This is a genomic window from Paenibacillus sp. J22R3, from assembly GCF_056269305.1.
On sequence record NZ_JBWDNS010000003.1, the window covers coordinates 185,254 to 197,375 of the forward strand.

A 12,122-nucleotide genomic window follows, 5' to 3' on the forward strand; every position below is an offset into this window, starting at 1 on the left:
TCTATCATGCACAATCTACCTTAAATCAAACTTAAAATTGTTATAATGTAACATAAAAAAACCGGGCTTGGCTGAATAATCAGCCTTACCCGGTTATCGCGCAATCTGCGACTCTCTCATTGCAGCAATCGTTGCTCTACTTCGCCCAGCACTTCCTTCGCTTTCGTCACCCATTTGGACTCGACTTCGGCATCCGGATCGATCGGCTCCTGAAACTGATCGATTAAACTGCCGAGCGCCCTCGGTTGAGCGTGCTTATCCAAACCTTCATTGTATAGATGCTTCAGTACGAATGGCTGCCCCATTCTGATTTTGGCGTCAAGGTCCTGTGTATCACTGTCGATATTGCCGTTTATCACATCGAAAGGCATTCGCAGCCACACTTTATGCGCTTCATCCAGGTAGCGGTCAAAGTAGCCATGCTCATAATCCCAATTCCCGCCAAGCGAGAACTCGTGCTCCTCCAGCATGCTTCGGACTTCCGTAAATTCCTTCTCACTCGATTCCAGCTTGAATTCAAGGGGGATCATCGCTCTATATTCTCCTCCTGGCCTAATGTTTACCGTTAGCTTGCCCGGAGTGAATGCCTGCTATCCCGTCTTTACCCAACCTTTACGATGCGCGTATACGGCAAGCTGCGTTCTGTCTTCCAGCTCGCATTTCATCAGAAGGTTGCTGACATGCGTTTTGACCGTCTTAATGCTAATATGAAGCTCTTCCGCAATTTCCTTGTTAGCCATCCCTTCGGCAATAAGAAGAAGCACTTCTTTCTCCCGGTCCGTCAGCCCTTCATCTGCCCCTTGCGTACTCCGCTGACGCAGCCCTCTCGTAAGTGCCTGCGAGACATCATGCGTCATAACCGGCATTCCTTTGGCCGCTCCATTGAGCGCGTAGATGAGCTCCTCTGCCGAAACGGTCTTCAATACATAACTAACCGCACCCGCTTCAACTGCCGCTACAACCTTCTCATCTTCAAGGAAGCTTGTGAGCATGACGATCTTGAGCTCAGGAAATTCCTTCATTATATGGCGAGTTGCTTCAACGCCGTCCATCACCGGCATCATTAGATCCATAAGGACCAGCTGCGGCGGCCCGTCTTGTATGCCGGCCTTCAGCATATCCAGCGCTTCTTTACCGTTAGCCGCTTCGGCGATGACTTCGAATTTCGGATCCAACATCAAGTACGTGCGCAATCCCGCTCGAACCATATCATGATCGTCGACGATCATGATTTTCCAACTGTTATTTGAACTCATCGCTAAGGTTCTCTCCCTTATTCAAATAATTAGGTAATGTCACTCTGACTCTCGTTCCGCTTCCCGGCTTACTAATGATGGAGGCATCACCGCCGAGCTTGTTAGCCCGCTCCCGCATCGTCGATAACCCATATGAGCCTCGCTTCACTTGATCCGCCCGGAAACCGGAACCGTCATCCTGCAAAGTCATCACGATTTGCCGTTCCGTCTCCGCTACCGTTAACAGTGCTGTTTGCGCGCCTGCATGTTTCACGATATTTGCCATCGCCTCCTGCACAATCAGGAACAACTGGTGCTCTTTCGCTTCAGACAGCTTCTCCCGCACACGCCATTCGAGTACACCTTGCAGCCCGTTCTGACGGCAGTAGTCCGGGAACCATTTGTCTAGCGCTTCTTGAAGCGACCTGCCCTCAAGCTCCATCGGTCTAAGCTGAGCAATAAACCCGCGCATCTGCTTCTGCGCCATCGACGACATGGAGATCAACTGCTCCATCACGTCACTTGCCCGGCTCGGGTTGAGCTCCAGCAGCTTCGGAAGAGAAGATGCCGACATATGTATAGCGAACAGCTGCTGCGAAACCGTATCGTGGAGATCGCGCGCAAGCCTTCTGCGCTCTTCCAGCACCGCCGCTTCATTCGAAGCGGTTTCCCTCATAACCTGTTCTTCACCGGAGCGCTGAATCCAGTGCATCCGCTCATCGAGCGACTCCATCATATCGTTAAATTCGCGGAACGCCGGCGTAAACGAACCTTCTTCCGGCAATCGTGAGCTGTAGTTTCCGTGTGCTGCCTGCTTCAAGCCAAGCACGAGCAAATCCATTTGACGCTGAATCCGCTGTGCTGCCCAATACCCGAATACGGCGCTGATCAATAAGAAAAGCACAGCAACGCCGATCCACAGCGACCTGCTGTACCCTTTTGCCGTCAATTCGGTCCCAAACTGCCAGAGAAATACCGAAATCGTCGATGAAGCCAGAAATAGCAAAATCATATCCCACTTGTTATTGCGAAACAATCGAACCATCATGTGCGCATCACCCTACCTTCGTAACGCGCACATCACCGATAAACGTACTGACGTGGAGCCTGATTTTCTTGTCATTCTCTTGAAAATAAGGCGTTTCGATATCCATATTCTTAAAAATTCCGCCTTCTTTATGTTCAAGCACCGCTACATCGCCGATAAAGGCGCTGGAAACGACGTGCACGCCGATTTCATAATCGTCAGGCAAATACACTTTAACGTCGCCTATAAAGGAAGAGATATTAATTGTGGTCTCGCCCGGCAGTATTTGCGCCTTCGTCAGATCAAGCACAGTGTCACCGATAAAATGGGAGATATTCATCGGCTTGAGTTCCCAATAATCTTGGCCCAAATAAATGTCGCCGATAAAACCCGATCGCGTCTGCACGTTTGGATCATGATTCCACCACTCTACGCGACCATTCCGGTGATGGTGCCTGGCATTTCGCAAATGCCTTTCTTGGCGCTCCTTGACATTATTCGCGTGCCTCTCGAAGTGCTCCCTGGTTCTGGCAGCTTGTTCTTCCCACTTCTGCCTCTTATGCTGCAGCTTCGTATACGCTTCGTTAGGACGAACAGGCGGTATGACTGCTTCGCCCTCTGCCTTCATCTCCGAATGTGCCTCACTCACGTCGTTAGGTGCGGGAACCTCAGAAGACGGCTTCGTCGGATCCGGATGAAGCGGCGGTGCCGGAGGAATGTCTACATGAACTTGACCGTAATTGTAGGCTTTCCAATCCTCGCCCGGATTCTGCTCTTTCTTCTTCGGCTTCGGTTTAAGAATCATCCGTAAACCGAATATTATAAGCACCAACGGCCCTACGAATTGCATCACATCGCCGACCGACCAGGCAAACCATTCTAAGTTACGCCCCAGAAATACGAAGCCGACGATGAGCATGATCGCTGAACCGAAGAACGATCCACTTCCGTGAACAGCTCGCTGCAGCATCCCTTGGATGCCAAGGAACAACAGCAGCAACGGCCAATAGGTGGAAACCACCATTGCGATATCGAAATCGACTACGCCGCTTTGTCTTAACATTAAGCCTACGCCCATTACTATAATGAAGAGGCCCCACATAAACCGACTTATAAAATTCCCGTTCATTGCCGCCACCAGCTCCCAATCGCATCTGCAAAGGTTTGTACTCCAAGTATAACAGGTGCCGCAAGCGACATAAAAGGGTCTCACGGTTGACCCCTTCCTACGTCTGGAGACGGAGCGGATACGTGTTCTTTTTCAATTGGACGAGTTGATGTTAGGTCTTATCACTTCACTCGTTGACATCATTAACACGGCACTTATATAATGGGTTTCGGATTGGAATGAGAGATAAAACCTAACATGACATACTAGAGGAGATGAGAGCATGGATTTAGCCACTCTGTCCGCCGGGCTGGATACAATTTGGGTCGTGCTGACAGCGGCAATGATTCTACTCATGGAAGGCGGCTTCGCGCTTCTGGAAGCAGGCTTCGTGAGGCAGAAAAATGCAGTCAGCATCATTATGAAGGTATTCGTGGACATCGCCTTCGGCGCACTAATCTTTTACTTCATCGGATTCGGCCTGATGTACGGGAAAGATGCAGGCGGTTTAATTGGAACAACCGGCTTCTTGCTAGATGGAGATATGTCTCATATTTCGCTCAACATCTCCCACGAGACTTATTGGCTGTTTCAATGCGCTTTTGTAATCGCCGTTATTTCCATTGTGTCCGGGGCGGTTGCGGAACGCATTCACTTTAGAGCTTATATCTTGTACGCGATCGCGATGACCGGTTTAATCTATCCGGTTGCCGGACACTGGGTTTGGGCGGTTGGCGGTTGGCTTGGCAAACTTGGCATGATCGACTTCGCCGGATCCGCAGTTATCCATGCGTTAGGCGGTTTCGCAGCACTCGCTGCAGCGATCTTCATCGGACCGCGTATCGGTAAATTTACACCTGAAGGCAAAAGCAATATCGTTCCTCCTTCCAATCTGCCACTCGCATCAGTTGGTGCATTCATCCTTTGGTTTGGCTGGTTCGGCTTCAACTCCGGCAGTACACTCAGCGCCACGAACGGCTCCATCGGCCATATCGCGGTTACAACTATGCTGTCTGCCGCAGCAGGCGGAGCAATATGCATCCTCTTCACTATGATGCGTTATAAGAAAGCCGATCCGCCGATGGTTATCAACGGATCGCTTGCAGGTCTGGTCGGGATTACAGCTGGCTGTGCTTTCGTTTCCGATGGCGTGGCCATCTTGATCGGCTCGGTATGCGGCATTGCAATGGTCCTCGCAACCGAGTTTCTCGAGAGCAGAGGCGTCGACGATCCCGTTGGCGCGTTCGCCGTACACGGCGTCAGCGGCAGCCTTGGCACACTGGCAGTCGGTCTCTTCGCCCTGCCCGAGATGACCAAAGGAATCGGACAAGAGTACTATGGCTTGTTCTACGGCGGCGGTTGGAATTTACTGGGTGTACAGGCACTCGGCCTGGTCATCGTCAGCTTCTGGGGCTTTGCATTAACATGGGGCGTACTTCTGCTTATCAGAAAATTCATGCCTGTTCGCGTCTCCAGGGACGAAGAGCTTATCGGACTTGATGTCGGCATCCATGGAGTACCGGCCTATAATCAAGACCATGATTTCCTCGATCTGGATCAGCTGAAGTCACGCAAGTAACAGAAACTACAAAGACGCCGCCTTCTCTCCGGAGTTCAATCTTGGGAGAAGGCGGCGTCTTCCTTTATAGAAACAAAAAAACCGTCCACACGCGGACGGTTACATGTTAATTCATCTCATCATCCATCTCACTCGAGACTTCGATGGTATCTGCAGCATTATTGTTATTATGTAGAATCGTACGAGCTTGCTCCACTTCAAGGCGGAGTTTACGTACTTTCTCCATAGGGCGTTTCACGTAGTGAATGTATTCCACGGCAAGATGATGATCCGGCTTCTTGCCCGTAAGCATCCGGCGAAGTGTCGACATCGATTGATAGGAGCGCTCTTCATGTAGACGACGCTTCTCGTAACGTTCGACCATCTGCACAATTTCCGCAATCTCTTGCTCTCTCTTAGCAATATATGTGTTGAGGAAAGGAATGACTTCAGCTGCTTTACGGTGTCTCAAACGAGAAGGTGGTGTGTAAGTAATTGGTTCTGTCATGACAACTCCCCTGCCTTCGCATGTTATCATTTATCACACTACTTATCTTACACGATCATTTCCCGTTTGGAAACACCTTTTTCATCAAAATACTTGGCAATTATTTGACGCGGATGTCAGCTCCTACGACACCGATCAATCGACCTTCCTCCGAACGAATCGGTACCGAGAGGGTCAAGCAAGGTTTCTTCGTAATCGCCGAGATGTACACCGGCGATGTGAAGGATTTCCCTTCCATCGCCCGCTTCCACCACTCACGACCTTTGGCATTCAACAAACCAGCCTCAGGCTGGGAGAAAATAAACGACCCGTCATCGCGGTTCGACCAAATGGCCTCAATTTCCGGCAATTGCCCAAGCAATCGAGAGAGCTGCTCTTGATGCGCGGATTCGTCAAGCGAGAATAGTCTCGCATCTGCTGCCAGCTTGCTTAGCTTCTCGAGCGTCGCGCTTACGTTTATTTCGCTTTCTTTCACTTCGTGCTTAATGCCGACCTGCCCGATTGCTTTTGTCAGCTCTGAGGATGACTTATGTAAATTAGTGCTGATTCGGTCCAGCTTCTTAATTTGTCTGCGCTGTTTATGTGTAAGCTCAAGTGTCTCGTCTACGCTTCCAAGTGTCTGGTTCACCGCATCGACAACATCCTTTAGCATGCCTGTCGTAGCGTTCATGCTTAGCGTCTGCTGCTTGCTTGCCGTACTGCTCTTGCTGACCAAGCGGTCTACTTCATGAATACGCGAGAAAATCAAATCCATGCGGTTCTTTGTTTGCGCCATCTCTTGTATACCTTGCTCTACTGCGGATCTCTCCAAATCAACGGAGTTAACCACTTGCTTGACCCCGTTCTCAATCTCTTCAACCAAACCGCTGGAGCGTCTTACTGCCTCATGACTTTGCTCCGCAAGCTTCTTGATTTGCTGGGCTACAATTGAGAAGCCTCGGCCAAATTCACCTGCATGCGCAGCCTCAATCGAAGCATTCAGCGCAAGCAGCGATGTTTGGGACACAATCTCTTGGATAAAGCTGTTGATCTCGTTGATCCTCGAAGTTTGTTCAATCAGCTCGCGGATATGACGGTCCATCGTTCCGTTATGCTGCTGCAAATCATTCATCACTTTATCTGTGTTCGTAAGCGAACGACAAACCTCAAGCACAACTTCCTTCGTTTCTTTACTTTCCGTATCGAGCAGCTGCGCCGTGTCGCTGATTTGTTCAGCAGATGCGGCCACCTCCTGCAGCGTCGAGAACGTCTCGCCTATGCGGTCCATGGCACGCTCACTGCATAACCGAAGCTCTCCCTCGGTAACAGCAGATTGATCGGCAATGTCCGTCAGTTGGCCTATGGACTGATTGACTTCCTCTACCGCAGCGGTCAATTGATCCGAAATAACTAATGACTCATTGATTAATTGCGTGAGCACCACATTTTGTTCTGCTTCTTCTTGCTTACTTGGCGTGCCTGGAGTTCGGAAACGCTGCAATAGCGGCATGATATTATCCCCCTTTTTTCGACAATTGGTCAGAATTAACTAATAGTATAGTTCACAGTTTCACAAATGAAAAGAGGGACCCCGCCGGGTCCCTCTCACTTACTGCTTCATTAATGCGGAAGTTATGTTTATTTATCGGCTTTCTGTGAAGCGGCTTTCGTTGTTGCATTTGCTGAGTTTGCTGCGTTTTCTGACGCAAATTCTGCGTTGTATTTACTTTGGGCTGCATTAAATTTATTGTTTTTATTTTTCGCCATTCCTGCTCACCTCCCCGTACAACCAATAGTATGGCAAGGCCGGGAACAGTTTATGTAAGTCGAAAATGAATTATTGTTAAATCATTTTATCGCGCAAAAACTGCTTCGTTCGATGGATTCGAGCTTTGATCGTTCCGACCGGAACCTGCATCACCGCTGCGATTTCAGCATCCTTGAAGCCGTAATAAAATTTGTAAAGCAGCATTACCCGAGACGCCGGATCCAGCAAATCGAGCAGCTCATTGATCTCGACCATGACCGCCGCTTCATCTCGATAACCGGCTTCTTGCGACTTATAGAGATGCTCCATTTCGCTTGAGGGGCGCATCCGGGCCGCTTTCTTATTCAAGTTCAGTGCGATATTGCTTGTGATCACTTTCGCCCATGAGAAGAGCTTGCTGCGCTCCCTCAGTGTGCCTTGCTTCGTGAGCATACGCACCCATGCTTCCTGAACGGCATCCTGGGCATCCGACTTGTTATGCACCTTCGCATAGGCTACATGAATCATCTCTTTATAGAGCTCAAGCAGCTTGTCCTCATAAGCCTCTAATTGCACTAATACATTTGGCTCTGTGTGAGATGATTCAATGTTCATGGATATCCGCCCTCGACTATAGATGGTAGCGCTTTCAACGTGTATTTTAACATACCTTTTCCGCAAAAAAAAGAGAATATTCAACAAATCGTCGAACATTCTCTCTATGTCGATTAGGACTCAAGCAGCTCTCTTGGGATCGTCTTCTCTGCCGTGACTGCTTCATTCAGCTCATTCAGCCAAGCTTCCGTCAGCTTGCCGTTGCCGCGCCTCAGCACCTTAACGGTAACCTTGCGTTTCCCCCACTGCTTGAATACCTGCTTCCTTGTTTCAAAATACAAATCGATCTTCTTTCCTTTGATCGCAGAGCCGGTATCGGCTACGATACCATATCCATATCCGGGTACGTACAGAAGGGTTCCAATCGGAAACACTTTGGGATCTGCAGCGATTGTCGAAACAAAAGCTCTTCGCACGCGAACGCCCGAATACGTTATCCCGTATTGCGGATGCCCCGGCCGTTTACCTGTCGATTCCACACCTGCCGTGTAGCCTGTTGCTATAACTTGAATGGGCTTGAATGCCTTGGCTTTCGGCTGCTTGCTAACAGGGTGCTGCGTAATTTGCCGCTCAAGCTCCGCCCCCACACTACTCGCTGCGGTACAGTCGGCAAATAACAAGCCGATTATCATCATCATTCCTGCTGTACTGATGGTTAGAACACGTTGAAACGACAAAAAGCTTGTCATCATCTGGGTTGTTATCCTCCTTAGTTCGAAGGATACCCAAGTGCAACAAGCTTTATGCGGCAGCCGGCATCATGTACCAGCGCGGGAAATGATTAGATTTGTTTCTCGGCAATTTGCGTTTTCAGCAATGCAATCAGCTCTGATACCGGCATGGAGCCGAGGTCACCTTCACCGCGTTTACGAACGGAGACGGATTCGGAGCTCGCTTCATTCTCCCCGATAACGAGCATGTATGGTGCTTTCTCCAGCTGTGCTTCACGGATCTTGTACCCGAGTTTCTCATTGCGAAGATCGGATTCGACCCGGATGCCTGCAAGCTGCAGCTTCGCTTCAAGCTCACGTGCATAGGCTTCGTATGCAACCGAAACCGGGATGATTTTGGCTTGAACCGGGGACAGCCACAGTGGCAGTGCACCAGCGAAGTTCTCCAGCAAGAATGCTGTCATACGCTCCATTGTGCTGATGATACCGCGGTGGATAACGACCGGACGATGTTTCTTGCCGTCGTCACCAACGTATTCCAATTCGAAACGCTCAGGCAGCAGGAAGTCCAGCTGTGCAGTCGAGAGTGTCTCTTCTTTGCCAAGCGCTGTCTTGATTTGAACGTCGAGCTTCGGACCGTAGAAAGCCGCTTCACCTTCCGCTTCGAAGAATGGCAGGCCAAGCTCTTCAACAACCTCACGAAGCATCTTCTGCGACATTTCCCACATTTCGTCGTTCTGGAAGTACTTCTCAGTATCCTGCGGATCACGGTAGGATAGACGGAAACGGTAGTCCTTGATGCCGAAATCCTCATAAACTTGACGAATCAGCGTGACAACGCGCGCGAATTCTTCTTTGATTTGATCAGGACGACAGAAGATGTGAGCATCATTAAGCGTCATCGCGCGCACGCGGTGCAAACCTGTCAGCGCACCGGACATTTCGTAGCGGTGCATAGTGCCAAGCTCCGCGATTCGAACCGGAAGGTCGCGATACGAGCGCATATCGCTCTTGAACACCATCATATGATGCGGGCAGTTCATCGGACGAAGAACGAGCTCCTCGTTGTCCATGATCATTTTCGGGAACATATCCTCGCTGTAGTGCTCCCAGTGTCCGCTTGTTTTGTATAATTCAACGTTAGCCAGCACAGGTGTGTAGACATGCTGATAGCCCAAGCTTTCTTCCAAATCTACGATATAACGCTCCATTGTTCTGCGCAGACGTGCACCGTTTGGCAGCCACAGCGGAAGCCCTTGACCCACTTCACGGGAGAACGTAAACATCTTCAGTTCACGGCCCAGTTTACGGTGATCGCGTTTCTTCGCTTCCTCTAGAAAATGAAGATGCTCATCGAGCTGCGCTTTCTTAGGGAAAGCTGTGCCGTAGATACGCTGCAGCATTTTGTTCTTGGAATCGCCGCGCCAGTATGCTCCGGCAACGCTAAGCAGCTTGAATGCTTTAATCTTGCCAGTGGAAGGCAAGTGCGGCCCGCGGCATAGATCGAAGAATTCGCCTTGATCATACATCGTAATTTGCGAATCTGCAGGAAGGTCGCGAATAAGCTCTAATTTGAGCGGATCGGCGATTTCCGTAAAGATAGCAATCGCTTCCTCGCGGCTTACTACGCGGCGACGGATTGCCAGATCCTCCTGCACGATACGTTCCATTTCTTTCTCGATTCTGACCAAATCCTCAGGTGTAAGGGACTGCTCCATATCGATGTCGTAGTAGAAGCCGTCTTCGATGACAGGACCGATACCAAGCTTCACATCGTTATTGCCGAACAGACGTTTAATCGCTTGTGCCATAAGATGCGCAGTACTGTGACGATAGACTTCAAGACCGTCAGCGGATTCAACCGTAACGATTTCCAGAGCAACATCGCCTTCAAGCGGTGTATACACATCTACCACTTTACCGTTTACTTTACCGGCAATCGCGTTCTTGCGCAGACCATTGCTGATGGAACCTGCAACCTCTTCAATTGTAGTGCCCTGCTCGTATTCCCGGACAGCGCCGTCCGGCAGCTTTACTTGAATCGCCATACCCTTCGTTCCTCCTGGATGTGGTTCTTGCGGCCGCATCATGATGCCATCGCAAGACCGAAATTTAACAATCTATGCGGCATGCAGCCAACAAAAAAAGCACGCATCCCGCAAAGGGACGAGTGCTCTAACAGACCCGTGGTTCCACCCTAGTTCAATCAGCGCCTACCAACCTTGCCGGCCACTGATCCTTGTAGACGTCCTATAACGGGAACGGCCCGGTACAGCTTACTTCCAAACTTCACAATGAAGTGAGGGCTCAACTGGACAGCTACAAAGGGGTATATCGCCACTGCATCGCGAGGAAATTTCAGCCTAGGTTCCTCTCTCTGAATCGAGCATCGCTGGGGATACATGTCTTTGTCATTGCTTTTACATGTCAATTATTATAATCTGACACCTGCTGACAGGTCAAGCCTATATTGCGGTACAAATTCTTCTCAAGGAATGACATTGCGCACACGTTTCTCCGAAACGACGTCCGTCGCCTGCACAATAGGCAGTCCTTGCTCATCGAAGAAGTAGCTGCAATGCCCGCACGTGCAGCAGAGCCGCACGCGATGCTCGAATATCGTTTCTAACGTGCGCATCACGGGCAGCTCCGGCTGCCTCGTGTGTATGACAATTTGCTGCGGCGATACCGTGATCAGCGTACTGACGATCATGTCCTCCATGTTCATTTCAGACTCCAGCATTTCCGCTACGATGCGGTCAGCCTGCACGGTTTCCAGCATTTGAAACTCTTGATCGTAAAGCACGAAATCGCTGCCTCCCTTGTGCAATACATGCACGATCGGGAGCTTCACTTCCTGCATCCGGACAAAATATTTGAGCAGCGATATAAATTCCTGGTATTGCTTATCCATCACATATTCGTCTACCGCATAGGCGACGACTTCCTTCAGTTCTTGCCAGTAAGCGGCAAGTCTAAACGTAACGAACCCATCGAGATGCAATCGGGTGTTGCTGCTCAGAAACTGCTCGATCTCATCCGCCACTTTACCCATCCGGCGTTCTCTGTCCGATCGCAGCATAGCCGTATCGGTAGCGTCTTCCTGCACAGCCGGAACAGCGGCGCCGTAAAGAATATTTTGGCAATAGCGCTCGAGCACTTCGATCTCTTTGACCACTTCATAATGAAACTGTTTGCGTATGATCGCCTTTAGCAGCATAGGCTCCAGTTCAGACATAATGTACCGTGCAAAAGCGGTTGCAGATCTTCGGTACATCTGCGGGCCATCCGCAGCGAGCTTGAAGTCTGCAAGGTCAACGAGGCATGATATTTCCATTGTTTCATACTCTGGCCTTGTGAAGCTTACGAACGGAACAGCGGTATCCTTATCGCTATGTAAATCGACAAATTCCTCGCTCAAACAATGGTGCAGTCGATCAATCGCTTCATGGGAAGCCGAAAGCAAAGAAACAGTGAACAGTTCCATAGGCTCACTCCTAAAAGTTTTTGCGAATAGCAGCCAGCTGGTAAGCGGGCTGGATATGGTGGCCGGAAATTCGGCAAATTGGGCGTTAAACGAACGGACGAGGGTGGACTCATTAGGGTCAATTGCACATGAAATCCAGAGGTCGAATCGGGCTTCCTTAACAGTATATGGTTCTGCAAAAGCATAT

At 49.9% G+C, this 12,122-nt stretch carries 12 protein-coding genes; 1 reads left to right on the forward strand and 11 read right to left on the reverse strand.

Features of this window, described 5'->3' with window-relative positions; genetic code table 11:
* Positions 1 to 116: 116 nt before the first annotated feature.
* Genes AC0YN4_RS15605 through liaF form a run of 4 tightly spaced genes read right to left on the reverse strand, consistent with a single transcriptional unit; the run spans position 117 to position 3,391 of the window.
* Positions 117 to 530, reverse strand: a complete 414-nt coding sequence (locus AC0YN4_RS15605; RefSeq protein ID WP_090981947.1) for a YugN family protein — start codon at positions 528 to 530, stop codon at positions 117 to 119.
* Positions 531 to 590: 60 nt separating this feature from the next.
* Positions 591 to 1,256 carry a response regulator gene (locus tag AC0YN4_RS15610; RefSeq protein WP_475782037.1) on the reverse strand — a complete coding sequence of 222 codons (666 nt, stop codon included), beginning with the start codon at positions 1,254 to 1,256 and terminating at the stop codon, positions 591 to 593.
* Positions 1,243 to 2,283: a sensor histidine kinase gene (locus AC0YN4_RS15615; protein ID WP_475836158.1), complete on the reverse strand. Its 1,041-nt coding sequence runs from the start codon at positions 2,281 to 2,283 to the stop codon at positions 1,243 to 1,245. Before AC0YN4_RS15615 ends, AC0YN4_RS15610 begins: the two co-directional genes overlap by 14 nt.
* 7 nt (positions 2,284 to 2,290) lie before the next feature.
* Positions 2,291 to 3,391, reverse strand: coding sequence for a cell wall-active antibiotics response protein LiaF (gene liaF, locus AC0YN4_RS15620; protein ID WP_475782039.1), 1,101 nt, complete (start codon positions 3,389 to 3,391; stop codon positions 2,291 to 2,293).
* 262 nt (positions 3,392 to 3,653) lie between these two features.
* Between liaF and AC0YN4_RS15625 the strand changes: the two genes are divergently transcribed.
* The gene (locus AC0YN4_RS15625; RefSeq protein ID WP_475782040.1) at positions 3,654 to 4,949 is read left to right on the forward strand and encodes an ammonium transporter; all 1,296 of its coding nucleotides are present in this window, start codon (positions 3,654 to 3,656) and stop codon (positions 4,947 to 4,949) included.
* Positions 4,950 to 5,055: 106 nt separating this feature from the next.
* On the opposite strand, the gene AC0YN4_RS15630 is transcribed toward AC0YN4_RS15625, so the two are convergent.
* From AC0YN4_RS15630 to AC0YN4_RS15660, 7 genes are all read right to left on the reverse strand, one after another.
* On the reverse strand, positions 5,056 to 5,436 hold the full coding sequence (locus tag AC0YN4_RS15630; RefSeq protein ID WP_475782041.1) for a hypothetical protein: 381 nt from the start codon (positions 5,434 to 5,436) through the stop codon (positions 5,056 to 5,058).
* A gap of 100 nt (positions 5,437 to 5,536) precedes the next feature.
* Positions 5,537 to 6,925, reverse strand: a complete 1,389-nt coding sequence (locus tag AC0YN4_RS15635; protein ID WP_475836159.1) for a methyl-accepting chemotaxis protein — start codon at positions 6,923 to 6,925, stop codon at positions 5,537 to 5,539.
* A gap of 128 nt (positions 6,926 to 7,053) precedes the next feature.
* Positions 7,054 to 7,182 (reverse strand): hypothetical protein, encoded by a 129-nt coding sequence (locus AC0YN4_RS15640; RefSeq protein WP_256208700.1) that lies wholly within the window; start codon positions 7,180 to 7,182, stop codon positions 7,054 to 7,056.
* Between the two features lie 76 nt (positions 7,183 to 7,258).
* Positions 7,259 to 7,777, reverse strand: a complete 519-nt coding sequence (locus AC0YN4_RS15645) for an RNA polymerase sigma factor (RefSeq protein WP_475836160.1) — start codon at positions 7,775 to 7,777, stop codon at positions 7,259 to 7,261.
* Between the two features lie 113 nt (positions 7,778 to 7,890).
* Positions 7,891 to 8,469 carry a 3D domain-containing protein gene (locus tag AC0YN4_RS15650; RefSeq protein WP_475836161.1) on the reverse strand — a complete coding sequence of 193 codons (579 nt, stop codon included), beginning with the start codon at positions 8,467 to 8,469 and terminating at the stop codon, positions 7,891 to 7,893.
* A gap of 89 nt (positions 8,470 to 8,558) precedes the next feature.
* Positions 8,559 to 10,496, reverse strand: coding sequence for a threonine--tRNA ligase (thrS, locus tag AC0YN4_RS15655; RefSeq protein WP_475782045.1), 1,938 nt, complete (start codon positions 10,494 to 10,496; stop codon positions 8,559 to 8,561).
* A 440-nt stretch (positions 10,497 to 10,936) separates the two neighbouring features.
* A complete protein-coding gene (locus AC0YN4_RS15660) occupies positions 10,937 to 11,935 on the reverse strand; it encodes a putative sporulation protein YtxC (RefSeq protein ID WP_475782046.1) in 999 nt (332 codons plus the stop codon).
* Between the last annotated feature and the right edge of the window lie 187 nt (positions 11,936 to 12,122).